At 48.2% G+C, this 26,499-nt stretch carries 23 protein-coding genes, 2 tRNA genes, 1 rRNA gene, 1 other RNA gene and 2 riboswitches; of the genes, 2 read left to right on the forward strand and 25 right to left on the reverse strand.

The window, feature by feature from the left end; translation table 11 throughout:
• Window positions 1-51: 51 nt before the first annotated feature.
• The 4 genes from rnpB to M0Q40_06250 form a co-directional block, all read right to left on the reverse strand.
• Window positions 52-386: RNase P RNA component class A (gene rnpB, locus M0Q40_06235), an RNA gene on the reverse strand.
• Between the two features lie 114 nt (window positions 387-500).
• Entirely contained in the window at window positions 501-1,622 is a 1,122-nt protein-coding gene (locus tag M0Q40_06240) for a Nif3-like dinuclear metal center hexameric protein (GenBank protein ID MCK9222209.1), read from the reverse strand.
• A 15-nt stretch (window positions 1,623-1,637) separates the two neighbouring features.
• The gene (locus tag M0Q40_06245) at window positions 1,638-2,912 is read right to left on the reverse strand and encodes a PhoPQ-activated pathogenicity-related family protein (GenBank protein MCK9222210.1); all 1,275 of its coding nucleotides are present in this window, start codon (window positions 2,910-2,912) and stop codon (window positions 1,638-1,640) included.
• A gap of 359 nt (window positions 2,913-3,271) precedes the next feature.
• Window positions 3,272-3,430 carry a hypothetical protein gene (locus tag M0Q40_06250; protein ID MCK9222211.1) on the reverse strand — a complete coding sequence of 53 codons (159 nt, stop codon included), beginning with the start codon at window positions 3,428-3,430 and terminating at the stop codon, window positions 3,272-3,274.
• A gap of 75 nt (window positions 3,431-3,505) precedes the next feature.
• Window positions 3,506-3,641, reverse strand: a riboswitch (cyclic di-AMP (ydaO/yuaA leader).
• Window positions 3,642-3,881: 240 nt separating this feature from the next.
• Between M0Q40_06250 and M0Q40_06255 the strand changes: the two genes are divergently transcribed.
• Window positions 3,882-5,105, forward strand: a complete 1,224-nt coding sequence (locus tag M0Q40_06255; GenBank protein MCK9222212.1) for a hypothetical protein — start codon at window positions 3,882-3,884, stop codon at window positions 5,103-5,105.
• A 554-nt stretch (window positions 5,106-5,659) separates the two neighbouring features.
• Window positions 5,660-6,205, forward strand: a complete 546-nt coding sequence (locus tag M0Q40_06260) for a mechanosensitive ion channel family protein (protein MCK9222213.1) — start codon at window positions 5,660-5,662, stop codon at window positions 6,203-6,205.
• A 147-nt stretch (window positions 6,206-6,352) separates the two neighbouring features.
• Here the strand turns inward: M0Q40_06260 and M0Q40_06265 are convergent.
• The 21 genes from M0Q40_06265 to rrf form a co-directional block, all read right to left on the reverse strand.
• Window positions 6,353-6,427: transfer RNA gene (locus tag M0Q40_06265), tRNA-Ile, on the reverse strand.
• Between the two features lies 1 nt (window position 6,428).
• A tRNA-Asn gene (locus M0Q40_06270) sits at window positions 6,429-6,503 on the reverse strand.
• 61 nt (window positions 6,504-6,564) lie between these two features.
• The gene (gene rpoD / locus M0Q40_06275; GenBank protein ID MCK9222214.1) at window positions 6,565-7,653 is read right to left on the reverse strand and encodes an RNA polymerase sigma factor RpoD; all 1,089 of its coding nucleotides are present in this window, start codon (window positions 7,651-7,653) and stop codon (window positions 6,565-6,567) included.
• Window positions 7,654-7,696: 43 nt separating this feature from the next.
• A complete protein-coding gene (gene dnaG / locus M0Q40_06280; protein ID MCK9222215.1) occupies window positions 7,697-9,508 on the reverse strand; it encodes a DNA primase in 1,812 nt (603 codons plus the stop codon).
• A gap of 194 nt (window positions 9,509-9,702) precedes the next feature.
• Window positions 9,703-10,698, reverse strand: coding sequence for a deoxyguanosinetriphosphate triphosphohydrolase (locus M0Q40_06285; protein ID MCK9222216.1), 996 nt, complete (start codon window positions 10,696-10,698; stop codon window positions 9,703-9,705).
• A gap of 124 nt (window positions 10,699-10,822) precedes the next feature.
• The gene (gene ppdK / locus M0Q40_06290; GenBank protein ID MCK9222217.1) at window positions 10,823-13,450 is read right to left on the reverse strand and encodes a pyruvate, phosphate dikinase; all 2,628 of its coding nucleotides are present in this window, start codon (window positions 13,448-13,450) and stop codon (window positions 10,823-10,825) included.
• Window positions 13,451-13,585: 135 nt separating this feature from the next.
• The gene (gene glyS / locus M0Q40_06295) at window positions 13,586-15,655 is read right to left on the reverse strand and encodes a glycine--tRNA ligase subunit beta (protein MCK9222218.1); all 2,070 of its coding nucleotides are present in this window, start codon (window positions 15,653-15,655) and stop codon (window positions 13,586-13,588) included.
• Window positions 15,652-16,545 (reverse strand): glycine--tRNA ligase subunit alpha, encoded by an 894-nt coding sequence (glyQ, locus tag M0Q40_06300; GenBank protein ID MCK9222219.1) that lies wholly within the window; start codon window positions 16,543-16,545, stop codon window positions 15,652-15,654. Before glyQ ends, glyS begins: the two co-directional genes overlap by 4 nt.
• A 139-nt stretch (window positions 16,546-16,684) precedes the next feature.
• Window positions 16,685-17,146, reverse strand: a complete 462-nt coding sequence (locus M0Q40_06305) for a DUF4342 domain-containing protein (GenBank protein ID MCK9222220.1) — start codon at window positions 17,144-17,146, stop codon at window positions 16,685-16,687.
• A gap of 11 nt (window positions 17,147-17,157) precedes the next feature.
• On the reverse strand, window positions 17,158-17,892 hold the full coding sequence (gene recO, locus M0Q40_06310; GenBank protein MCK9222221.1) for a DNA repair protein RecO: 735 nt from the start codon (window positions 17,890-17,892) through the stop codon (window positions 17,158-17,160).
• Between the two features lie 14 nt (window positions 17,893-17,906).
• Window positions 17,907-18,077, reverse strand: coding sequence for a DUF2905 domain-containing protein (locus tag M0Q40_06315; protein MCK9222222.1), 171 nt, complete (start codon window positions 18,075-18,077; stop codon window positions 17,907-17,909).
• A 58-nt stretch (window positions 18,078-18,135) separates the two neighbouring features.
• A complete protein-coding gene (gene ruvB, locus M0Q40_06320; GenBank protein ID MCK9222223.1) occupies window positions 18,136-19,170 on the reverse strand; it encodes a Holliday junction branch migration DNA helicase RuvB in 1,035 nt (344 codons plus the stop codon).
• 13 nt (window positions 19,171-19,183) lie between these two features.
• Window positions 19,184-19,771, reverse strand: a complete 588-nt coding sequence (gene ruvA / locus M0Q40_06325; GenBank protein ID MCK9222224.1) for a Holliday junction branch migration protein RuvA — start codon at window positions 19,769-19,771, stop codon at window positions 19,184-19,186.
• A 1-nt stretch (window position 19,772) separates the two neighbouring features.
• The gene (gene ruvC, locus M0Q40_06330) at window positions 19,773-20,273 is read right to left on the reverse strand and encodes a crossover junction endodeoxyribonuclease RuvC (GenBank protein ID MCK9222225.1); all 501 of its coding nucleotides are present in this window, start codon (window positions 20,271-20,273) and stop codon (window positions 19,773-19,775) included.
• A 36-nt stretch (window positions 20,274-20,309) separates the two neighbouring features.
• Window positions 20,310-20,834, reverse strand: a complete 525-nt coding sequence (locus M0Q40_06335) for a hypothetical protein (GenBank protein MCK9222226.1) — start codon at window positions 20,832-20,834, stop codon at window positions 20,310-20,312.
• A gap of 61 nt (window positions 20,835-20,895) precedes the next feature.
• Complete coding sequence (locus M0Q40_06340; GenBank protein MCK9222227.1) at window positions 20,896-21,648, reverse strand: YebC/PmpR family DNA-binding transcriptional regulator; 753 nt, start codon at window positions 21,646-21,648, stop codon at window positions 20,896-20,898.
• 133 nt (window positions 21,649-21,781) lie between these two features.
• The gene (locus M0Q40_06345; GenBank protein ID MCK9222228.1) at window positions 21,782-22,441 is read right to left on the reverse strand and encodes a PrsW family glutamic-type intramembrane protease; all 660 of its coding nucleotides are present in this window, start codon (window positions 22,439-22,441) and stop codon (window positions 21,782-21,784) included.
• A gap of 75 nt (window positions 22,442-22,516) precedes the next feature.
• A complete protein-coding gene (locus M0Q40_06350; protein MCK9222229.1) occupies window positions 22,517-23,041 on the reverse strand; it encodes a CDP-alcohol phosphatidyltransferase family protein in 525 nt (174 codons plus the stop codon).
• A 50-nt stretch (window positions 23,042-23,091) separates the two neighbouring features.
• Window positions 23,092-24,195 (reverse strand): hypothetical protein, encoded by a 1,104-nt coding sequence (locus tag M0Q40_06355; GenBank protein MCK9222230.1) that lies wholly within the window; start codon window positions 24,193-24,195, stop codon window positions 23,092-23,094.
• Between the two features lie 323 nt (window positions 24,196-24,518).
• Window positions 24,519-25,691: a hypothetical protein gene (locus M0Q40_06360; GenBank protein MCK9222231.1), complete on the reverse strand. Its 1,173-nt coding sequence runs from the start codon at window positions 25,689-25,691 to the stop codon at window positions 24,519-24,521.
• 139 nt (window positions 25,692-25,830) lie between these two features.
• A riboswitch (cyclic di-GMP riboswitch) is annotated at window positions 25,831-25,912 on the reverse strand.
• Window positions 25,913-26,408: 496 nt separating this feature from the next.
• Window positions 26,409-26,499, reverse strand: a 5S ribosomal RNA gene (gene rrf, locus M0Q40_06365); the annotation flags it as partial.

Here is a 26,499-nt window from a genome sequence, read left to right on the forward strand (position 1 = left end):
TGAACCTAAGGGCGGGGAAATAGGAAAACCCCGGATCTCTCCGGGGTCAAATCCTTGAGTAAACCTATAAGCCGGGTTCTGTCTAGGATGATCATCCATCTTGGGAACCAGTTACCTGGTTCCTCTAGCGACCTAACCCGAGGGATCGGCGGGCCACCGTCTTTGCTCCCTCCTATTTGGTCTTTCTCCTGGTGGGGTTTACCAAGCCGATTAGTCACCTAATCGCTGGTGCGCTCTTACCGCACCTTTTCACCCTTACCCCTACAAGGGGCGGTCTGCTTTCTGTGGCACTATCCTTGAGGTCACCCTCACTGGGCGTTACCCAGCACCATGCCCTATGGAGCCCGGACTTTCCTCGCTTAACGCGCGATCACCCAGTTTACTCAGGGCGTATTCCTGTATCATCACCTGCATTGTAGCATATAGTCTATTCCTATGTCAAAAATCATAGAACCATCAATAGACAGTCCTCGAGTTCCAGCAGGAACCACCTAATCTGACTATTGATTATCAGTTAGATCAGAAGCCATGGTCAGTGTTTGAAGCACACTACGCTCCTTTGGAACGTAGTGGTAAACGGAGATTGCCTCATCTTGAAGATAGCAGGCTACTCGCTCCACAAAGGGTAGTTCCGTGGCCCGATGCCCAGCATCGATTAAGGCTAGACCCCTAGCTTGTGCTTCTAACGCCTCATGGTATTTGATATCACCGGTAACAAAAACATCAGCACCCTTGGATCCTGCGGTATGCACAAGGTTCCCGCCGCTTCCTGGACATATGGCTACCTTGTTAATGGGCCGTTCTAGTTGGCCGCTCACCCGGACCGTTGTGTGCAACATCTCCTCGGTGTACTCAGCCAGTTCCCTAAGAGTCATCTCCTTTGGTAGATGACCAATACGACCTATGCCAACTTCAGCACGGTTCTCCAATTTGTATACATCATAGGCTACTTCCTCATAAGGATGAGCAGCCATCATTAAGGATAAAGCCCGGTGAAGATGATGACCAGGGACAATGGTTTCCAGGCGTAGTTCATCCACCCTTTCTAAGGACCCAACAGAACCAATGTAGGGACTGGTACCTTCCAAGGGGAGGAAGGTGCCAGTCCCAAGAACTTGAAAGGTACAATGACTGTAGTCTCCAATATGTCCTGCGCCACCCTTTATTAAGGCGTCCCTTACTTTATCTTCGCTGCCTACGGGGACATAAACGACAATCTTATACAGATTCTGGTTTTGAGTGGTACTTAGAATCCTCACGTTCTGAAGATGGTACAGCTCGGCGACCCAGTGTCCTAGTCCTTCCCTCGCAGCGTCCATGTTAGTATGGGCCACATATACTCCAATATCATGTTTGAGCAGTACTGATATAAGTCGACCAAGCTCTGTTGCTTGGTTGATCCTGGGTATCGGCTTAAAGATCAAAGGATGATGGGCTATGATCAAGGAACAACCCTGCTCGATTGCATACTGTACCGAGTCTGCATCTACATCCAAGGTCACAAGGAGTCTTTCGACCGGCGTTCTGGGATCACCAATGAGTAGTCCCACATTATCCCATTTCTCTGCATAGGAAATGGGCGCCAACGACTCCAGTTTCGTAGCTATATCACTAATCCTCACGGTATTACCTCACATTCATTCAAATACGTAAACAGGTGTACACAGGATGAAACTACCCCAGGGCGTCTCATAGGTAAGCTCCCCATAGACAGCCAGGGGATCCTTCACTTTGTAAAACTCATGATACACATCCCGATCATTTGTCTGGGCGTTGACACTCATCCAATTTGTGTTGCGAAAATCCCTATTACTGCTAATACTTAACCAGAACTTCCCTTCCTTCACCCGCTGGTCCGAATGTACCTGAAATTGGATCTGATTGCCCACCTCTTGGATCTCCCATGCTAGCTTAGGTAATTGGAGATCCCCTACCAACACGCTTTGGGTAAAGGCAGCTAGTGTGGGAATGATTACCCTCGGATCTCCCCCGAGATCATGGCCTGCATTAGGTACATAGAGGAAATAGGTGTCACCCACAAGATCATCCACGTAACAATGGATTGCGTCCACAGGCCAGTAGGGGTCGTTTGTACCGTTGACTATTAGCTTCGGTACACTGATTTTCTCTCTGTAGGCATAGGGGTCCACAATACTCACCAGAATCTGTCCTTCAGGGGTGTCTACGATCTCGTGCAGATTAAGAGAAGTGTAATCGCTTATCTTAAAGCTATAATCTCCCCAAGCTGCTATTTGATGCTCTAGTTGGGCAGGTAAATTGAGGTTATCGTACACAGCAGGGGTAATACCTAAGATCCGCTGATCCACCGCTGCAGTTAACCAGGTGGTCCATCCCCGTTTAGATCCACCGCAGACCATATATCCCTTCGGTTTACGCCCTAGTTGCCCTAAGGCAAACTCATCTACAGCATCCATCGCTCTGACCACCGCCCGGGTCATTGGTAAATGACATAGCCAAGTGGTATCCTTGGTCTTTAGAAATTGAGTCCATGTGAAAGCCAGTAGTTCATCTTCTTTCATCCCACCAAAAAGGGGCTGGTTGGGAACATCGTGTAGAATAACGACTACCTGTCGGGTAACCACTGCCGCCTCCGATAACCATTGCAGCTCAGCTGTTCCCGAGCCACTCCCGGTAACAAAGACGATCGCGCCGGTTGGTTTTCCTGGTGGTACAAGCACCCTTAGCCGATGGTTCCAGACAATATTCTGCCACCTACCGGAGGACAGATCAAGGAAATAAGCATCAACACCATTGTCTAGCTTAGTATGAGAAGTCAAGTTCCAGCGGTAATCCTCCATACCTGTCCCGACGTAATCCTCTAAGGTTTCGGCATAAGCAAAGGCACCAAGCATTAACGAGATGAGACTAGCAAGCAGTATGGTCTTTTTCAAAATCATCCCCCGCTTTTTGGCATTTGTGTTTGTTATTTCTATTTTCTTCCGGAATAATCCTGCCAATAAGAGATTAGATTTGTGCCGTTTGAGGTGAAACTCAGGATACTCTATCACCTATTTGGGCCATAGTGCCCTTAGGAGTTCAGCCGATGGAAATCTTTCACCACAGTTTGTTTTCGCATATGCGTCGCGGGGTTTTCGCGTATATTGACCAGTGGGACGAAATAATGTAAAACTCCTATGTGAGCTACGGGGCGTAGGATTAGGGTGCTCGGAAAGCACCCTAAGATCAACAGAAGCGGGACAACCGCCATTATTTCAAGCATCGACCAGCTTACCGTGGCAACAAAACAAAACTAGTCCTCAGTGATGCCAACTATACGCAAATACTGATTGAACAACCGTTCATACTCCTTGACTGCGCTTTTCATTGTTTTCTCTTCCGCTTGTCGCCGTGCATTCTCCAATTGTCCCCTTGCTTTTTCAAGTTCACTGAGAATTCTCTCTACTTTCATATGGAATCCTCCTCTTACTTAATCTACACAAAAAAAGACCACGTACAAAGGCTACGTGGTCCGAAAACGTACCACACGCCTCCTTTCCGGCGCCTACGAGGTTAGCTGTCGGGTTAGGGCTGAAAGGTTAGCCCCGCTTAGTAAAACTAAGCCTCACCCCAATTAACCGGGTCCCCCGTTGTCAGTGACTGACATTCGGCATGCGTGGATGATATTGAATTGTATAAGTATTATACCACTTCAAGGATTCTATGGCAAGTAATTTTTTCGATAGCAGTCATCCGTTATTGCACAAATGCCGGCACTACCTATACAGAAAAAGCTGCCATCACCGTCTAAGACCTACCGCTAGATGAATGACACAATAGGCAGATTGTGCTAACGCAAATCAGCAGGAGAAACAACAGCAGATGTTCAATATGATGCTAATGACAACAGCCGAGGTGCCTCTATGCTTAGAGCTTTGGGCGACAGAAACTATAATACACTACCTTTCCAGATCAAAGACTTCTTGGATGAACAGCATTGGAGTGCCTACAAGTTGATCGATGACTTGCGGTTTGAGCCTACGGGCATGTATCGGGATGCCTATGTAGTCCGTAAGCAAGAGCAAATCCCCTGTTCTGTTGCCGCCAATGGCGTAGGATTAATCGGGTTAGCCATTGCCGACTATGCCGGTTGGGAGAAAAACGCCGCCGGGAAAGCCATGACGACATTGCAGACTATGGCACATGAGAAGGGGCCGTGTCGGCCCGAAAGGGACCCGGATACCGGGTATTTCCGCCACTGGTTCGATGTTGCTACCGGTGAATGCAGAATGAACGCAGAATTCTCCACGGTTGACACAGCCCTTTTCATTTGTGGTGCCGTTTTCGCCTGCAACTACTTCCAAGATCCAGCAATGATCCGTCTTACCCGGAAGATCTTCCATTCAATTGATTGGAGGGCAGCCATTGCCGATGGCGATTCAGGAGTTTTCTATATGTCTATGGAGGATGGAAAGGGTGCTGAACCCATTTGTCCTTTTAACGAGTACTCCATACTGGCTTATATCACAGCCCACGTTCACCCTAAAGGCAGTCTTCTATGGCAGAACCTTTTCCGCGATGTACGACTCAACAGGATGCCTATACATAGACGATACGGCAAGAAGCTTCTCGGTATGCCCCAGGGAATCCCATCATCCTTTGTTTATCAGTTTCCCTTCTACTTAATCAACGACTACACAACTAGTCCCTGTTACCAAGGAATCTTGCGCAATATTGCCTTGGCAGACAAGGCAGATTGGCGTAACCATGACCTGCCCCCCTATATATGGGGACACGGCGCCGGCGTTAACTACCAGGAATACTACCAGGCAGATACCATTGGCAATAATCCTACCCTTACAGTGTCCCCGTATATCGTTGCCGGGTTCCTTCCCGTCTACCCGGAGGGCGTTTTTGACCTCTTTCGTATGCATGAATACATTCAAACACATGGCAACACCAGTGATCCCCTGTTTAACCATGCATATAAGTACGGTTTATCTCGTTTCTGTCCAGGACGAGCTTGGTACCCCCGACATTTGGCAGCGATTGACTGGAGCAGTATGCTCTACGGCATTACCGCCTTCAAATGGGGCAATGAGTTTTTCTCATGCTATAATGGAGTAACCGAACGCATCTATGATTAGATCTCCCATCTTACACCTTGATGGATAAAGCCGAAGACATCCGTTACCACTTTTTCCATATAACCCCTGCAGGAGCCTTAAGTCTAAGCAGCGAATCTTATAATTATCCCTATAGACACTCTTATGACTCGTTTCTAAATTTGACACTTTCGGTCGCTGACTATATTCTCAAAGGAGTGCTCCATGGAGACACTAAAAGCACAAAAAAGGCGCGAGCTTGAAAGAATTCGTCAGCAGTTGGAGAATGCATTAAGCCAAGCTGGGGGCAATCATCAAGATCCTAGGGTTCAGAAGTTATCTCAGCAATTCGACAAGATCATGATGGAATACGTTAGGTTAATAATGCGATAGTGTCTTCACCCACATTCTGCTTCAAACCGTCTGTTCACTTGGAGACATCCGCGCCCAAAGATCTCATTTGTCTGACCAATCTTCCACCCTATTTCATCTTTCCTGAATCTTTCCTGCATGTTTGAATGTTGTCAAGAAGGATTCAGGGCGTCGATGAAGAACACTTCAGTATTCTTGTTACTTCAACTGGAAGGAGTCTATATATGCAAGCCCTATGGGAATCTGCCCTACCTTATCTACACAGAATACCTACTGCTGCGCTTACCTTAATTGTCCTATACCTGGTTACACAGCTAATCAAGAAGGTAATCGGCGAAGCATTGTCCCTCAGTCGGATTGATCCGACTCTAACCTCACTGGTATTGTCCATTATCAGTACGGTAAGTTGGATCATTATTTTCGCGGCTGTTTTCAACGTGATGGGACTAACAGAAATCTCCTTGGCCTTAGGTGGGTCTATCGCGTTGGTAGCCATGGCCCTGGCCACGGGGTTCTCCAATGTAACCCAAGACCTATTGGCCGGCATCTTCCTCATTTCCGATAAAGACTTCAAAGTTGGCTATCGGATCAGGTCAGGAAACATCGAAGGGTATATTGAGGAGATCACCATCAGAAAAACGAAGATAATGGATGACGAGGGCAAGTTACATGCAATCCCTAACCGCACCATTGACTCCGCGGTCTACATCATCATTGAACGCGGGGAATCTCACCATGCAAGTCAAATAGCGGCCACTGATGAAGCCTAGAACTCATCAGTAACGTCTGTAATGAAGGAGGTAGCGTAAGCGCCTCCTTTTTTTTATAGAAAGGTCGCCTTTGAAGTATCAAGAACGGGTTCATTGACAAATATGCTACCCTGGAAATGTCTGAGTGAGATAGTAAGAGAAGAAGTTTGGTGGGCCCTGCTGGGTTCGAACCAGCGACCAATGGATTATGAGTCCACTGCTCTGCCGCTGAGCTAAGGGCCCTTGGCTCCCCGGGTGGGATTCGAACCTACAACCACCCGGTTAACAGCCGGGTGCTCTACCGTTGAGCTACCGGGGAACGATCCGACTCTAATTATACAAAAGAAGAGCTGCTAGGTCAATCCCCTAAGAGATTAACCTTACTCAAGAAAGTCTTTCAGCTTCTTGCTACGACTCGGATGCCGCAATTTACGCAGCGCCTTCGCCTCAATCTGACGGATCCGTTCCCTGGTGACACCAAATTTCTTCCCCACTTCTTCTAGAGTACGCGTTCTGCCGTCATCAATTCCAAACCGGAGTCTGAGAACTTTTTCCTCTCTTTCCGTCAAGCCATCCAGAACGTCTTCTAGCTGTTCTCGTAGCATTTGGAAGGATGCGGCCTCTGCAGGCGCTAACGCATCTTGGTCTTCAATAAAGTCACCCAAGTGACTGTCTTCCTCTTCGCCAATTGGCGTTTCCAAAGACACTGGTTCCTGCGCAATCTTCATAATCTCTCGGACCCGTTCTCCAGAAAGACCCATAATATCACCTATCTCCTCAGGTGTTGGATCCCGCCCTAACTCTTGTAGCAACTCTCGCTGTACCCGATTCAGCTTATTTATCGTCTCTACCATGTGTACCGGAATCCGAATGGTACGGGCCTGATCAGCTATTGCTCTAGTAATTGCCTGGCGGATCCACCATGTGGCATAGGTGCTAAACTTGTATCCCTTACGATAGTCAAACTTTTCGACGGCTTTCATTAAGCCCATGTTTCCCTCTTGGATCAGGTCGAGAAAAAGCATCCCACGGCCCACATACCGTTTGGCAATACTCACCACCAAGCGCAGATTTGCCTCGGCCAATTCTCTTTTGGCACTCTCATCCCCTTGCTCAATCCGCTTAGCCAACACCACTTCCTCTTCGGCAACTAATAAGGGAATCCGACCGATCTCCTTTAGATACATCCGTACCGGATCATCGAGATCTACCGTATCCGGCACCGACAGTTCCAGCTCTTCGTCACCGTCATCTTTGCCATTCTCAGATACATCAGCTGTTTCACCATCGGCAGAAATGATATTAATACCTTCTTTTTCCATCATTTGGTAGACTTCATCGATTTGATCCGGATCGAGGTCCACATCCTGCAATGTATCCATAATTTGCTTATAGCTTAATTCTCCAGCCGACTTACCTTCAACAATTAAGGTCTTCAAACCTTTGATATCTGTCAAGTCCTTTTTCACTTTTGCCTCCCTCCTTTCTCAATAAGCTTAATGGGGTTATCTGTTACTTTTTCCATTGCACCAATGATTCCTTGCATTCTCTATACTGTATTAGCAAATCCGCCAACTCTTCAAGATAGTCAGCAGCATTGCGATCTAGATTCTTGAGCCTTTTCTCTAAGCTGCTTAACCAACGTCGATAGTAAAGCTCCCGTGTTCTATTGATACAATCCTGTAAATCCGGCAAATTATCCGCCGATAGGTTCAGCAAGAACCCTAAAGTCTTGCGCACTTCATCGTCCTGGACTAAATCGTAAATCTGATCTATCCTAGTACTACTACCATAATTGTTTTCGAGAAGCACACAATATATCCTGCGAAAAGCCGGACATGCAAAATATTCTTCCGTAATTTCCGTCCGAACAATTTCAAGGTAGTCAGGATGGAGCAATACCCACTGCAATAGTCTTCGTTCCGCAAGATACCTATTGTTTGCTACGTTCGGCTCCTGATCTTTACTATTATATCCCGCTTTTCCAGTTATATGCCGACGCCGCCTAGTTCGTCTTTGTCCTTGTTTATGCCTGTCCACCTCAGCCCGAAGTACGTCTGTCGGTAGGTCAAGCAGGGTACTGACCTTTCCGAGGTAGGTCTCCAGCACCACCGGGCTCTCTATATCAAGAAGAATCGGTAGTATCGCTTGGGTGCCATGGATCTGCCAATTACTATCCTCCTTGTCTACACCCTGTAGTCCTGCATGAATCTTGAAATCTAGGAGTGAAAGAGCATTTCCTTCAAGCTCCTTCCAACCTTCAACCCCTCTAGACTGAATAAAACTATCCGGATCCTCACCTAAAGGCAGGCTCATAACCAAGACCCTAAGCCCTTGCTCTGCTAGGATATCCAGACTCCGTAACGTGGCTGCAATCCCGGCGGTATCTGCATCATAGGCAATAACAACCTCCCTGGACTCCTTGGCAAGGAGTCGGGCGTGTTCTCTAGTAAAAGCAGTACCTAGTGATGCCACCACATTGGTAATACCAACTTGATGTAAGCTAATACAGTCCATGTAGCCTTCCACTACTACTACCCGTTTTTCCCTACGAATACTGGCCCGGGCTAAGTGTAACCCATAAAGGTTCTCCTTCTTACTAAAAATCGGAGACTCAGGAGAATTAAGATACTTAGGACCATCACCATCAAGAATACGACCGCCAAATCCTATGATCCTGCCTTGGGGATTCCAGATCGGAAACATGATCCGATGACGAAATCGATCGTAGGTCCGACCATGCTTACTAGAGGTAATAAGCAGACCCGCTTCAACAGCTGTTTGCTCGTCTATGCCCGTACGCCCCAAGGCTCCCTTCAAAACCCCGAAGCCCGCCGGGGCATACCCTAACTGAAAGTCCTCCACAACCTTCGGGCTGAGTCCCCTTTTAGCTAGATAATCCCTAGCCGGCTGGGCACGCTTGGTCTCCCCAAGGCAGCGGACATAGAACTCACAGGCCACTTCATTTGCGGCATAGGCGACTTCCCTTTTACGCAGCTGTTTTTGGCTTTCCGGTGAGGACCATTGCTCTATGGTGACACCAACACGGGTGGCTAAAAACTTAACAGCATCGACAAACTCTAGGTTTTCAATGTCCATGATAAAGTTAAAGACATTTCCACCGGCTCCACAGCCAAAACAATAATACAGCTGCTTCTCTGCCGATACAGTAAAAGACGGCGTTCTTTCTGAGTGAAAGGGACAAAGTCCAAGGTGATTCTTGCCGCTTTGTTTTAAATCAACATAACCGGAAATTATATCGACAATATCATTACGGACGCGGACCTCCTCGATTACCTCTTTTGTGAGGAGGGGAACCAACAAACAACACCTACCTTCCTAATGATACCTAACAGTATGTCTACATTCGCCATGCTTAGACTATATCCTGCTTACCGAACAAAGGTTTTTCTCCATTGATCCTTATCCAAGCCATCTGGGGTTCCATTCCCGTGCTTCCCCTAAAACTCAGGGTCAGATAGGCTTAGACCCATAGACCGAGTCGTCTTTTCATTGGGTTATCTTCCCTCCCAACGCCCGGGCAAAAACAAGCGTTGGTATTCACAGAGCGCATAGCGGTCCGTCATTCCAGCAATATAGTCTTTAGCTAAAAGCTGGGGATCATCTTCTTCAATATCTATATGTCCCTTTGCCGTTTCGGGGTTCATTACATAGTATTCATAGAGTTGGCTCAGCAGTCCTTCAACCTTTCTTTCCTCGACCTTCGCTACCGCATCCAAGTACACCCGTTCAAAGAGAAACTGTCTGAGGGACGCGGTGGCCTGGCTCACTTCGGGACTCATGCTGATCCTCTGCTTACCATAGCTGTATTCCACCAGATCCTTGACCATGGCATTAATCCGCTGTCCTCGGGGAATATTGCAATTCGATGGAAGATCCTTTGGTTGAATCAGCCCAGCCCGAACCGCATCTTCCAGATCATGATTAACATAGGCAATCCGATCGCAAATCCGGACGATCTCACCCTCCAGGGTGGCCGGCATTTTCGGTCCTGTATGGCAGGCAATGCCGTCCCGTACCTCCCAAGTGAGGTTTAGCCCTGTTCTTCCTAGACTACTTTCTAAGACATCCACCACCCGCAAACTCTGTTCATTATGTCTAAACCCAGAGGGGTAAAGCTGATCTAGTGTACGTTCCCCCCCATGGCCAAAGGGGGTGTGACCAAGGTCATGGCCTAAGGCGATGGCCTCTGTAAGATCCTCATTTAGCCAAAGGGCCCGGGCAACGGTACGACTAATCTGAGCCACCTCCAGGGTGTGGGTAAGTCGTGTCCGGTAGTGATCCCCCTCCGGTGAGATAAACACCTGGGTCTTGTGTTTCAATCGACGAAAAGCATTACAGTGAATAATCCGGTCCCGATCCCGCTGGAAGGCTGTCCGCAGGGAACACTCCTCCTCTGGCACCACTCGGCCGACCGAATTTCTGCTTTTGCTAGCTAGGGGAGATAAATATTTCTCCTCGAATTCCTCTTGGTACTGCCTCGTATTGACCAAAACCCACACCACCTTTGAAGCCAATGCAGGACCCTCTGCGCTCCTGCTCTCTCCAACACGGGGATGTAAAAACCCGCACCCTTAAGGGTGCGGGTTTTGGATCACTGCCCTAAAACCCCATACCCTACTGGCCTTGCTTAATCTTGGCCTGTGCCGCCGCAAGTTTCGCAATTGGTACACGATAGGGCGAACAACTTACGTAGTCAAGACCTACTTCGTGGCAAAACTCGATCGAAGCAGGATCTCCACCGTGCTCTCCGCAGATACCGAGTTTCAAACCAGGTTTCGCACCACGGCCCTTCTCGACGGCAATCCTTACTAGTTGTCCGACGCCATCCACATCCAGGGTCTGGAAGGGATCCTTCTCCAAAATCCCCTTCTCCTTGTAATCATCAAGGAACTTTGCATCATCCCGGCTAAACCCAAAGGTCATTTGGGTTAAGTCATTGGTACCAAAGGAGAAGAAGTCTGCTTGCAGAGCAATCTCGTCCGCGGTAAGTGTTGCCCGGGGTACTTCGATCATGGTTCCAATATGGTACTCCAATTTTACGCCAAACTCAGCCATTACCGCTTCGGCTACCTCTACACATTCCTTCTTCAGATACGCAAACTCGGTAACCTTTCCGACCAAGGGAATCATTACCTCAGGAATAATGGTATACCCTTCCTTAGTCAGCTCACATGCCGCCTCAAAGATCGCCCGAACCTGCATACGGTAGATCTCTGGATAGGTGACACCAAGTCGACAGCCTCGATGACCCAACATGGGGTTGAACTCCTTCAAGGATTCAACCTTCTCTTGTAGGACCTCATCGGAAACACCTAATTCTGCGGCTACCTTCTTCCGGATACCCTCATCATGGGGTAAAAACTCATGCAAGGGAGGATCCAATAACCGAATGGTTACCGGCAAGTCCTTCATGGCCTTAAAGATACCAAGAAAGTCCTCCTTCTGGTAGGGAAGGATCTTGGCCAAGGCCTTTTTCCTCGCCTCGATGTTATCGGCTAAGATCATCTCTCGTACGGCCATAATCCGGTCTTCGCCAAAGAACATATGCTCCGTCCGGCATAGCCCAATACCCTCGGCCCCAAAGTCCCTTGCGACCTCAGCATCCACAGGAGTATCCGCATTTGTTCTAACCTTTAAGGTGCGCAGCTCATCGGCCCAGCCCAAGAGTACGCCCAGATCTCCGCTCAATTCGGGCTGTACCAGTTCCACCTGACCTAGAATAACTTCGCCCGTGGTACCGTTTAAGGTAATCCAATCGCCTTTCTTGACTGTATGTCCTTTAATGGTGCACTGTTGTGCTGCCTCGTTTACAGCAACGTCACCACAACCAGCTACGCAACATTTCCCCATACCCCTTGCTACTACAGCTGCGTGGGAGGTCATACCACCCCGTGAGGTCAAGATTCCCTCGGCCACATGCATCCCGCCGATATCCTCCGGTGATGTCTCAGTTCGTACAAGAATAACCTTTTCCCCATCGTGCACCAACTGCTCGGCCTCTTCTGCATCAAATACTACACGACCCACAGCTGCTCCTGGAGAAGCAGGAAGTCCCTTAGCAACCGCATCATACTTGGTCTTAGGACTAATCTGGGGATGTAATAGCTGATCCAGTTGTGTCGGTTCAACCCGCAGTAGCGCGGTGTTTATGTCAATGAGACCTTCATTTACCAAGTCCACAGCAATCTTCACTGCCGCCGTTGCAGTCCGTTTTCCACTTCTTGTCTGCAACATGTATAGCTTACCTTCTTGAATGGTAAACTCAATATCCTGCATATCCTTGTAGTGCTTTTCCAGGGTCAGGTAAATATTCACCAGCTGGTTGTAGATCTCTGGCATTTCCTCTTTTAAATCACTAATCGGGTGCGGGGTCCTAATCCCAGCGACCACGTCTTCACCTTGAGCGTTCATGAGGTACTCGCCGTAGAACACATTCTCACCAGTCGAGGGGTTCCTCGTAAAGGCCACACCAGTACCTGAGTTCTCGCCCATGTTACCAAAGACCATGGTTTGAATATTGACTGCCGTACCCCAATGTCCTGGAATACCATTAATCTCTCGGTACTTAATGGCCCGGGGATTGTTCCAGGAATCAAATACCGCATTGATCGCCCCGTGCAACTGTTCCATAGGCTCTTCGGGGAAGTCCTTGCCCGTTTCCTTCTTAACGAGGGCTTTATACTCCGCCACGATCTCCTTCAGATCCTCAGTGGTCAAATCTGTATCTAGCTTCGCACCCTTAGCAGCCTTTTTCGCCTCAAGGACTCGCTCGAAATCGGCATGTTCCATGCCTAACACCACATCACCATACATCTGGATGAAGCGCCGATAGCTATCATAGGCAAAACGTTCGTTATTCGACTGCCTAATCAAGCCTTGGATCGTCTCGTCATTAAGGCCCAAATTCAAGACAGTATCCATCATCCCAGGCATGGAAACCCTAGCACCGGACCGAACGGAAAACAGCAGGGGATTTTCATTAGAACCGAAGGTAGCATTCATGGCAGCTTCAACCTTCTTTAGATTCTCGGCTACCTGTTCCTTCAATCCCTTTGGCCACTCTTGATTGTTATCATAAAACTCGGTACAAGCCTCAGTGCTTATGGTAAAACCAGGCGGTACAGGAATGCCCAAACTCGCCATTTCAGCCAAATTAGCACCTTTTCCCCCTAGTAGATTGCGCATGGTGGCATTGCCTTCCGACTCTTTACCACCAAAAAAGTAAACATACTTTTTCATCAAATCTTTCCTCCTTATTAACAGACACAGTACAGATCTATAAAAGGGACAAGCCCATCTAAAAGAGTAAACACCTCAGGGTATATTCGTTAAAAGATACCAATCTCCTTCTTTGTCAAGTGCATTTCTTGACAAAGATTAGCTAACCCTGATTGATTTCAGATTCCCCAGACTGGACATCACCCGGGATATGGCCGCCAAGAGGGCCAAACGGTTGGCTCTGATGGCGGAGTCTTCTGCCATCACTAATACTTTGTCAAAGAAATTATCCACAGGATCGACAAGGGCCTGCAGGCTATCTACCACCTTACGGTAGGACCGGTTTGCCACAAGGCTCTCCACTTCCTCCTCCACCCGTTTGTAAACTGAGAAGAGATGACCCTCTGCCTCCTCTGTGAGAAGTTGAGGATCTATTTCCTCCTGGGTAGCCTTAGCGGCTAGATTACTCACCCGCTCGTATGCCTTGAGTAAGGACTCCAGATGTCCTTGCTCCAACGCTTCCTGGAGCACCACACCCCGCACTAGCACGTCGGTCACAGGACCAATGCCCGCAGCTAAAACGGCTTCAACGATATCATAACGAAGCCCGTAGACTTCTTCTAATATGCGCTGGAATCTCGCTTTGAAAAACTCACTTACCATATCCTGAACTGGAATTTGGAGACTGTGCCCCTCCAGATATAGTTCATAGGACTTAGTGATCAGTTCCGTAAGATTCAAGGGTAAATCATGCTCGAGAATAATGGTCAATACCGCTGCTGCTTGCCGGCGTAGGGCGTAGGGATCCTGGGAGCCTGTTGGCGTAAGGCCAACCGCGAAACAGCCTACAATGGTATCGATCCGATCGGCAATCCCTACCAACGCACCAGGCAACGTCTGGGGCACTTGATCATTGGCAAAGCGAGGTAAATAATGCTCATAGATCGCCATGGCCACACCCTTCGGTTCACCATCATACAAGGCATATTCCCGACCCATCACTCCTTGAAGCTCGGGGAATTCTCCCACCATATTGGTCACCAGATCTGCCTTAGCAAGATAGGCACCCTGGATCGTATGGTCCCGTCTTTCCTGCTCTAACCCAAGTTGGTCTGCTAAATAAGCAGCGAGCTTGCCGGTACGCTCCACCTTCTCATAGATGGTACCTAACTGTTCTTGAAACACCACTGCCTTCAGATCATCAACCCGGGACCTTAGGGTCCTTTTGAGATCCTCGTTGTAGAAGAATCTCGCATCATCTAGTCGGGCCTTTAACACCCGCTCATTTCCCATTCGGATGAGATCTAAGTGTTCATCGGTACCATTGTGAACCGCGATAAACTTTGGAAGTAATTGACCAGCATCATCCAAAAGTGGAAAGTACCGTTGGTGTTCCTTCATCGGTGTAATCAATACTTCCGGAGGTAGCGTCAGATATGCTGGATCGAAACTACCGCAAAGGGCCGTGGGATACTCTACTAGATAGACGATCTCCCAAAGAAGCTCATCTTGGGCCATTACTTCTCCTTCTACCTGCTTTGCAATCGCATCAATCTGCTGGGAAATCACGGCCTTCCTTGCCTCCTGGTCCACAATCACCCACGCCTTTTCCATTGCCTGGCAGTAATCGGCAGGTTTTTCGATCTTTACTGGTCCCGGATGCAAAAAACGATGCCCATAGCTATTATTACCACTACGCACACCGGCATACTCAATACTTAGCACCTTGTTCCCATAAAGGGCGAGAAGCCACCGGATGGGTCTGGCAAACCGTTGTTTAGTCGTCCACCGCATTGACTTTGGAAAGCTAAGTTCTCCGATGACCCTTTCCAAAATCGCCGGTAGCAAATTCTCGGTATCCTCGCCTACCTGCCTGATCACCGCATAAACGTAGTCCCCTGCCGCAATACTCTTTTGTACAAGATCCGCCGGGGCCACCCCCTGGTTACGCGCGAACCCCAAGGCAGCCTGGGTGGGATTACCTGCTGAGTCAAAGGCGACCTTAAGCGGCGGACCCTTGATCTCCTCCTCCAGATCCTGTTGTTTACCTGCCACACCCTCAATAATTAAGGCTAAACGGCGAGGGGTACCAAAGGTATTTACTTTGTTATAGGAGATCCTCGCCTCACCCAGATAGTGCTGTACCTTAAGCGTCAACTGTTCCAGGACCCCAGGGATGAATCTCGCGGGAAGCTCCTCACATCCAATTTCAAGTAACAGATCATTCACCGGGCTTCGACCTCCTTAACATCATCTTTTAACAAGGGAAATCCTTGCTCTTTGCGATATTCCAAGTACTTCTCTGCCGCAGAGCGAGCCAAGTCCCTCACCCGGGAAATAAAACCAGTCCGTTCAGTAACACTGACAGCTCCCCTAGCATCCAGTAAGTTAAAGGTATGAGAACACTTCAGGATATAATCATAAGCAGGTAAGACTAGGGCCGCTTCAAGCAGTCTTTTTGCTTCTGCTTCATAGCTTGTAAATAACTGAAAAAGAAGCTGGACATCGGCTGTATCAAAATTGTACTTTGAAAACTGGATCTCATTGTCCTTAAAGACATCACCATAGGTGATGCCATCTACCCATTCCAAGGAAAAAAAGTCGTCCACCCCTTGGATGTACATAGCAAGCCGTTCTATTCCGTAGGTAACCTCAACCGAAATGGGATCTAGATCCAAGCCACCCACCTGTTGAAAATAGGTAAACTGAGTTATCTCCATCCCATCCAACCATACTTCCCAACCAAGTCCCCATGCTCCTAGTGTTGGTGACTCCCAATCATCTTCGACAAATCGAATATCATGCTCCAAGAGATCAATGTCTAGAGCTTGCAGACTCTGGAGGTAGAGATCCTGTATATTCGTTGGTACTGGTTTCATAATTACTTGATACTGATAGTAGTGCTGCATCCGATTTGGATTATCCCCATAGCGTCCATCCTTGGGCCGCCGGCAAGGCTGAACATAGGCCACTTTCCACGGTTCTGGACCAAGGACGCGCAAAAATGTAGCCGGTGCCATTGTTCCGGCCCCTACCTCCATATCGTAGGGTTGAGCAATGACACATCCTTGCTTGGCCCAGAATCGCTGCAGCCGGAAAATCATCTCCTGCAGATTCATCAATGTCCCCTTCTTTCATATAGAAAAACCTTTCGTCTCTTTCCTTGGAAACGAAAGGTCGTCTATGGGCTCGCTGCTAAGCCCAATTACCCCATTCTACGCATCCGTAGAACGAATATAGCAAACTTAGGCTAACATGTCAACTTCCGGGAACAGCTTGGGGATCCTCACCCTCTGTGGATTCCGCCTCGCTGGAATTGACCGTGATCGTTTTGCCGCCTGTTTGTTCTATTTCAATGGTACACCGGGCTAATAGACAGGCTGCTCCGGTCACAAAAGTAGCGATAGGTGCAAGCACAGCCCCAATCGCGCCTACAGTGACTGGTAATTCCATAATCACTTCGTTATCCTTCTTCACTCTAATTTTCTCTGCGTTTCCCCGGCGCAACAATTCCTTAATCTTCTCTAGGGTCTGCCGACCTCTTTCCTCGAGCATTTCCGGGTTTAACCCTTTGCTCTTTTCCATGGCTTCCAAGTTGATTAATGCCTCAACAATATCCCCATTGGCCGAGATCAAGAGGCTTTTTGCCTCGGCATAGCCAATGTTGCCACGCTGCCGGAGAATGTCAATCTTCTCCAGTTCGCTCATCTGTGCACCCATAGGGTCACCTCCTAACCGATAACCGAAAGCAAAAAATCCAGTGATTTAAGCTCACTTGTCAAATTCTGCGCTATGTGGGCCCGTAGAGCCAAGCGCATTTGCAGTTCCACTTGCTTCGAGATTCTCAGATTCATAACACCTAAAACCGACATACTGGCAAGACTTCTCATGCAGGCTAAAGCTGCTTGAGATAACGGATATTCCGCCCGAGGAGCACAGCTAGAATGAGCAATACCACCGTCTTCAGGTAGGAATACTCCTTCGTTTACAGTATGCCCGCATCGAACACAAGTATCCAAGTGAGGAGAGTATCCTAGAAGTGTCATCAGACGAATTTCAAACCAACGGGCGATCACCTCCAGGTAATCGTGCTTGGAGGCAACATCGAACACCTGCAGCAAAAGGTAAAAGATCTCCGGGGCCTTGGCCCGCTCCACAGTAAACTTGTCTACTAATTCCGCCATATAGCTGGCATAGGCCATTTTCACCAATTCATCCCGCAGGGGAGCAAAGGAGCTTTTCAGTTCCCCTTGACTAATCGTATCCAGACTCCGGCCGGAATACATGAGGTAGTGGGCTAGCACAAAATTCTGGGAAACACTGCGCAAACGACATCGGGGTCGGCGGGCACCCTTAGCCACTGCGGGGATCTTTCCTTCTTCCTCTGTCAAGATCACCGCGACGCGATCGGCTTCCCCAAGATCCCAAGTGCGCAACACAATTCCATCGGTTCGATAGAGTGCCAATTATACGTTTCCTTTCATTTGACCTTCCGCAACAAGTAAAGAATAACAGATAGGATCAAGCTAAGCAGTACTGATGTACCGAAAGGCAAATAGACCGTGACGTTTCCTTTGCGGAAGATAAGATCACCCGGTAGCCTACCGGGCCACGGAACCCTTCGTCCCAAGTGCAAGAGACTACCGATCATAATAAGCAGAACACCCAGTAGAATTAAGATCTTCCCTACATTCACAGTTACCCATTCCCTAACCTAGAAGTTCAGTTTGCTCCAGGTCCTTTTGCTCTGGTAGATCGAAATATCGGTATGTCTGGGCTGTTACCGTCCGCCCCCGCGGAGTTCTTTTTAGTAGGCCAAGCTGCATTAAAAATGGTTCGTAAACATCCTCAATAGTCTCGGTTTCTTCTCCGATAGCAGCGGCTAAGGTCTCCACCCCCACCGGACCACCATCAAATTTCTCGAGAATAGTGAGTAGTAGCATGCGATCGATCCGATCTAGTCCTAAGGGGTCTACTTCAAGCATATCTAACGCTTCGGCAGCCACGCTATGAGTAATCTTACCGTTTGCCTTCACCTGGGCAAAGTCTCGAACCCGTCGCAATAACCGATTAGACACCCGGGGTGTTCCCCGAGAACGCTTGGCTATCTCCATCGCGGCTTCGGGCACGATCTGGACACCCAAAATACTTGCTGCTCTATTAACAATATTGTATAACTCCTGGTCTTCATAGAATTCGAGTCGACAGATCACACCAAACCGGTCCCTTAACGGTGATGTTAGCATCCCGGCCCGGGTGGTGGCCCCAACAAGCGTAAAAGGAGACAGATCCAACCTCACTGAACGGGCCGCTGGGCCCTTACCAATAACAATATCCACAGATCGATCCTCCATGGCTGGATAGAGCACTTCCTCCACGGTTCGACTTAGCCGGTGTATTTCATCGATGAAAAATACATCACCGGGATCTAAGTTAGTAAGGATTGCCACTAGATCACCTTGACGCTCTATGGCCGGTCCCGACGTGGTTCGAATGCTAACGCCAAGCTCGTTTGCAATAATATGGGCTAAGGAAGTTTTCCCAAGCCCCGGGGGTCCATAGAGTAGGACATGATCTAGGGCCTCCTTCCTTTGCCGGGCAGCTTCAATAAAAACTGCCAAATTCTCTTTAACCCGATCTTGTCCAACAAAGGTTTCCAGCTTGTTGGGCCGTAGACTGATCTCGGTCTCGTCCTCAATCTGACTGGTACCGGAAATAATGCGATCATCCTCCCGCCGCTCCATGACTCTCAACTCCTTAGGATACATATCTTAAAGCTCGGCGGATCAAATCATCAAGCTTCACCTGCTCACCTAATTCCTGATAAGCACGCCTAATGGCGTCGTGGGCCTGCCTTCTGGTATAGCCTAAGGAAGCTAAAGCATCTAAGGCATCGGATTCAACACCCCGTTCAGCACAGACCTCGATAGACTCAACTACTGCCTTTTCCGCTTGGCTTCTTAGCTCTAAGACCAATCTTTCAGCAGTCTTCATGCCGATTCCAGGAACAGTGGTAAGCACACTAATATCCCCCTGGCGAATGGCCCCGTAGGTTTGCCCTGGACTGAGGGTGGATAGCACAGCTAAGGCGATCCTTGGTCCGATGCCACTAACACCTATTAGTGCTCTAAACAGTTCCCTCTCCCCTTCGGTACTAAAACCATATAGCAACAAGGCATCTTCCCGAACATGTAAATGGGTCAGTAAACAGACAGTTCCTCTTGACTCCTGCAGGTTGTCCCTAGTGGATTGAGGTACCACCAAGCGGTAGCCAATACCTCCCACATCTACTACTACATAGTCAGGACCTTCCAGAATCAGTTCACCCCGCACTCGATCAATCATCCTAGTCCCCCCCTGCCAGACGAGCTAACACCGGATTAGTGTGAGCATGACATATGGCTATAGCTAATGCATCGGTTACATCATCGGGCTTTGGTATTTCCTGGAGTCCTAATAGGAGCTTGACCATAAAAGCAACTTGGTTTTTATCAGCCCGTCCTTCGCCTGTCACCGTTTGTTTAACCTGCAGGGGAGTGTATTCAGCAATCGCCAGGCCCCCATGGGCGCCGGCCAAAATCCCGACCCCTCTGGCTTGCCCCACGCTTAGTGCAGTAGTGATGTTCTTGTTAAAAAACAACTGTTCGATAGCCATGGCCTTGGGTCGGTACTGCGCAATCAATGCCGAGATCTCTGCGTAGATCTGCTGAAGACGATGGGGCATGTCATGCTTGGGGGAGGTTAAAATAGCACCATAATGTATGACTTGAAGTTTGTTACCCTTTGCGCAAATAATTCCATATCCTGTGGTTGCAGTACCCGGATCAATACCTAAGATAGTAGTCACATAATTGCCCTCCATAGACCAAAAGAAACAATAAACCTAACGGGCACTCCGGTACTCCCGTAGGCTTTCTAGAAACTGCAATTTCTCTTCAGTAGAATCAAAACCAATGCCCCTGGCCAAATTAGCCAGTTCATAGTCCGGTAAGTCCTGGATCCGCACAGGAGCAAACTCCAAAGGTACTTGTCGAACATTGGGAATACCAGCGAATACCGCCACATTGTCTCCCCAAATACCAATAAAACGACACCCAGCGTATTCGCCTAAAACGTGATCTAAATTTACCTCTACTGTGATCCGATTAGACCCCACGGTCTTCAGCTGCCAGTAGGGACATAGCTCAGCAAGCTTCCTGGCCTCTAACCCCACCAATACACTGGGAACCATGGATTCTGTGCGCTGGGATTGCCCACCGGACTGGTAAATGATTTGAATATGCCAATCTGGGCCAATGAACACATTTGTGAATTCCTTTTCTTTACTGGCCCTTGGCACCACGATCTGGCATAACACGTATAACAAAATAGTGATTGAAACAACCGCTACTACAAGAATCCGCCGCATGGACATCCCCCGCTCATACACAAGCTACCACTAGTATGAGACAGGAAGGCTCCTCCTATGCTTAGGACAGGGATATTTCCTCCATGATCTCCTCAGGGATATCAAAGTTCGCAAATACTTCCTGGACATCATCATGATCCTCTAAGACATCCATCAATTTAAGGACTCTTTCCGCATCCTGTCGGCTTAACTGCACGTAAGTGCTGGGAACCATGGTGTTCTCAGCGCGGGAAAAGGTGTACCCCAAACCTTCTAGGATCTCTTGTACTTTTTGAAGCTCACCTGGTTCTGTATAGATACAAACCTCTTCTTCGTCGACCTCAACATCCTCTGCACCCGCCTCAATTGCCTGGAGCATCAATTCATCTTCATCGATTCCCGCTACATCCAAAGCCAGTTCCCCCTTCTGGGTGAACATCCATGAAACACACCCTGTTTCCCCTAGATTACCACCGTGCTTATCTAGAATGTGGCGTAGATCCGATGCAGTACGATTCCGGTTATCTGTAGCAATACTCATTAAAATTGCGACTCCCGCAGGTCCATAGCCCTCATAACTAAACTCCTCGTAGTTAGCCCCTTCCAGTTCACCGGTACCTCTTTTGATCGCCCTTTCGATGTTATCCATTGGCATATTCGCTTGCCTGGCCCGATCTACCGCCACCCTGAGCCGGAAATTCGAGTCTATATCCCCACCACCATGTTTTGCCGCCACGATAATTTCCCGGGTAAGTTTACCGAAAACCCGTCCCCTAATCTTATCTTCCTTTTGCTTTTTATGTTTAATATTTGCCCATTTCGAATGACCAGCCATGAAATCGCTCCTTCCCGTGCTGCTTACAGGTAGGCTTAACAAGTTTTTGGGTGCTAACTCAATTATACTATTGGGCATAGGTCAATGCAAGCAAAGACCCGGATAGGCGGTAGTCTGTAGCCAGAACTTGAATCTAACTACCGTGTTCGGTTAGCTCAATCGCTCTTCTAAGTTTACTGCGGAGAAACAAAAACAGCAGAATAATACCGACAATTGCTCCACCCGTCCCAATAATCCTGCTAAGTAACAAGAAGTCATAAAGCCCGTGCAATAGTACAGCCAGAACCCAGCCTTTCACAGTAAGAAAAGGACGGGAGTGACGACCAAGACCCCAATAGTACCCTAACACCCCGGAAAAGGAGGCATGGGCCAAGGAAGCAACAATAGCACGGGCCGGAGCGATGGAGATCCCAAAGGCTGTAGTGTAGTAGTAGTTCTCTACTGCGGCAAAACCCAAAGCCGCAGTAACCAGATAAATAACCCCATCAACCACTTGGTCAAACTCTCCGCTATGACGGACCGCTAAGACCGCTGCTGCGAATTTCAAGCTCTCCTCCACCACGCCCACTACTAGAAAGGAAACCAAAAAAAGAGCGAAGGTACTAGTTGGATTTGAAAGCATCATATGAAAGGGAGCCTCTATGATTCCTGCGGGAAACACGGCTAACATACCGAAAAGGAAAACTTTGAAAATCAACTGGACTGGTTCTAAGACTGGATCTTGTCGGTAGAAATAGTATACCCAGGCTAACCCCGGGACTAACGACAACACGAATATCCAAAAGGGGTTCATCACTGATCACCTCCGGATCAGCCTTCCCCGTCCGCCAGTTCTTTAGCACGGTAGACCTTGCTTGTCATACCACTGCTAACCAATCTTCTCTGTACCCCCGGTAAGAGCCTGGAATAAATAATACGCACCAGCCATCAGTGAAATACCAATACCGATCGCGATCAGAACCTGCCCTAACGGTAGCTCCAATATGGTAAGGAAGATACCGGCATACAGGACCACCGCAGCGACCTTACCCGGCATACTTGCTGAAATAACCCGGCGTTTGATGCAAAATAGCCAGGCCCCCCCGAGGATCAACACAACCTCCTTCACCAGTAGCACGATCGCTAGCCACGAATTTACGAGGCTTCGTTTTACCAAAGCAAATACCGTAGTCAGAACAATAAGTTTGTCGGCTAGAGGGTCAGCCAATTTCCCAAATACGGACACCTCATCTCTACTACGAGCCAGATGTCCATCAAGAAAATCCGATACACCTGCGATTAGGAATAATGCCGCAGCCCAATACTTTGCAACCTCGGTTTCGGCAAAAAGAAAGACAACAAGGAGGGGCACCGTCATAATCCTCAATACTGTAATGGCATTTGCCAAAGTCATTAAAACGCCCCCTATACTATGGGTATTCGCAGCACTCCTGGAATACCCATTCAACAAGATCTAGCAAAATAAGTTCCCAGCTCTAGACCTTTCTGGATGAAATACCGATAATCCTCATACTCAACCGTACAGGGAATCGAATGATCACTATGCAAGACGTACCCGAAATTCCCCTTGACGATCGGAATCTTAGCTTCCAGTTCCCGGTCAATCTCAGCGCGATTACCAGAGAACAGGGTCCGTACATCCATGCCACCCATAAATGAGAGACGATCTCCATAATATCGATAAAGGCGCAATAAGTCCATCCCCGCCTTCACCTCGATCGCCTGCAAGCAATCAATTCCAGCTTCGATCATCCCTGGCAGGAGCAGTTCTACCATTCCACATGAATGCATAATTACCGGCAACCCACGGCTTTTGGCATAGTCAATTGTCTTCACATGACCGGGAAATATAAGTTCTTTATAGAATGCCGGTGACATAAATGGTCTTCCTTTGAAGCCCATATCTTCATAATACCATATACCGTCAGGTGGTCCTTCTTCAAAAAAGAGCATTTCCTGAAGCTCAATAGTCAGTTTTGCATAGGTCTCAACCATATCCAGGATCCATTCAGGTTCAAGGGCCATCCCTATTAGCATATGCTCATGCCCACATACAGGGTGTATAAGCTCAAACACATTCGTTCCGCACCAAGCGAAGAAACGTTGCTTCCTTTGCGCGTGTTTTTTTGCGCTACGGTAAGCCTCGAAATTGATCCGTCTTCGATCAGGTTTCAGCAAAGGCTTGATATGCTCCTCCCAGGTGCGCCGATCCTGTACAAGAAAATCGACATGCTCCGGAGTTGCATCATGGGCCTTATGCCGGCGGAGCAATGCACCGTTGCCATCCCGGACCAGAATTGTGTCCTCGGTTTCTTCCACAACTTCAGCTTCGTAATCTAAGTCCGCCACCATGTTAAATGGCCAGCAAAGATCCAGATCAAATTCAAAGTGATCACTGAAAGACTCATTATCTGCAATGTACCCTAACTGTTTCCACTTACTATAGGTATCTCCCCAGAAGTGCTCATAAAGGCCAATACGATCAACAGGTTTGCGGTGAAGAATGTTTGTGATCCGTTCAACTCCGGTTAGGGCTTGGATTTTCACTCCCCCCTTAATTCCCAATACTTACACTTTAGTTCGCTGTCCCTTGCTCTATTCCTTCTGAAAGGCGGGTGCATGTGTGGGCTCTTTGTACCCAAGCTATCTAGGAAAAGGCCAGACATTACTCCAATTTGGGATGACATTGAGGAAGTGGGCGGAAACCTGCCACATACTTTTTGAGAAAAGCTTCGAGCTTTAGTCCGCGAAGTCGTCATGGTGGTACGCAAGCAACTATGGGTGAAAGCAATGTTATCTGCCTTCACCCATAGTCACGCTTAATTCTGTTCGAACCGAACTAGTGTCTTCATGTTTCCTGGCTGTTAGCTTTACCTCAGTTCCGCAAGCTCCCGTTGAATCTCCGCAAGTTCTTCTGCGTACTCTTCCTCTAACTCAGACAATTCCTCTTGGGTTTCTTCCTCCAACTCAACCAACTCTTCATCAAGTTCCTGCAGGTCCTCGATAACCTCGGCCGATGCGCTGTCTTCAATACTCTCCTTGACTTCTTCGGCGGCATCCTTCAGTTCTTCTAGTTCCTCTATTAGTCTCTCTAGGGTATCTTCGGCCAGTCCCATCAGCTCATCAAGGACTTCATCGCCCTGTTGCCCGGCCCGTTTTCGACTCTGCTCGGCATTGCCACGTAACTCCTCTAATCTCTTCTTTTGCGCCTCAATCCTCTGCCGTATCGCCTCTATCTTTTCCTGGATCCGTTGCCGGTGCTGCTCACGCTCTTGCTCCTGCCCAGGATCTGACTCCGTCAGTCTTTCTTCCAGCTCGGAGCGTTTTCTCTCCAGGTTGGCGCGTTTTTCCTCAGCTCCCTCCAAAATCTCCTGCCGTTTTTGCTCTCTTTTCTGTTCTATCTCAACCAGTCTTTCTTCTAGCTTCTCCCGGTTATCTTCAATCTTTTCCTCATGTTCAATCGCCTTAATTTGCTCCCTGACATGCTTTCTTAGTTTCTGGACCACAGGAGTCAAGTTTTCTTCCTTAATCATTCTCCAAGCATCCTTAGTCTTTTCAGCAATCTCATCTGGCTCAAGAGCAAAGGTATGGATAAATGCCACAAGGCTATCCACGTATTCAGCACTTACTTCCCGGGCAAGATTTACCAGATCCTCCAGTTCATCAACAAACTCCTTCTCACCATCTTCTGCTCCATTCGCCGCCACAGCTATTGTCACAACGGCATCGGCGATTATGTCTAGTTCAACTTGGGCTTCAATTCCCAGTCTCACTACGCCAATACTCGCATTCACGGGAAACAATACCGTCTCTGTTTCTAATTTAGCTTCCACTGCAATACACTTGGCTTCGATCAACTCGCATAGTCTTGCTATGTCAACCTCTTCAGCGGTCTCCACACCTTCAATAGCCGATGGTACCAGTTCCAGTAAAGCATCTATCTCTACGTATTGCTCCGCCTGTGCTTCCATCCCACTTACCGCGGCAGGTAACGCAACAAGCACAGCTAAGACCATCACAAATCCAATCAATTTCTGTCGCATTCATTGCACCTCCAGTATTGGTAAATACATTCATAGACATTGCAAAGTACTGATTATACTTTCTATTATCAGAATACCAAATCCGAAAAACTCCCCTAAGGCCCTCTTCTAACTATATCCATTACACGTACCTCCTTCTTTTGGCAGCCTGGCTGTCACATCTACTGATGTGACCCACGGTTTTGCGTCCTTGCCTTGCGACAAGTTTGCCCTTAACAAAATGAAAAGAGAGTACCACATTAATAGATTATCATATAGTCCTTCCCCAAACAAGGAACCCTTACCTTCATTGAATTCACCCCAAACGATGTTGGCAGAAACCTTCCCGAGATTAACAGATATTTACGATGGAACGTCCATAGACCCCAGGATATTCACTAGTTTTCCAATAAGGATGCAGGTATAAAAGCTGGTCACATAAATTGCATTTCACAAGAGTCTTTCTTTCAGGTGATCCCCGCGCTCTTAAAGGCACTTGGAGTTTATGCAGTAAGCTTGACGGTCTCTGTGGACCAACCCGCCATTACATTGAATACGTCTACGTCAGAGGGCCACATTCCATTTAATGCGGAGTTATCACCTAGTCCCTCCTTAGCTACTTGGGAAAATCCTTGCTATTCTTCAAACTTCAACTCTGGACCATATGGTTTCAACCCATGGCTCACTGAAGCAATGGAAAGCAAAAAGGCAGCCAAATTGGCTGCCTCTAAAATAAGTTCCCGGCAATGACCTACTCTCCCACTGCGTCACCACAGCAGTACCATCGGTGCTGGAGGGCTTAACTTCTGTGTTCGGGATGGGAACAGGT

The organism is Limnochordia bacterium (genome assembly GCA_023230925.1).
Lineage (GTDB): Bacteria > Bacillota > Limnochordia > DUMW01 > DUMW01 > JALNWK01.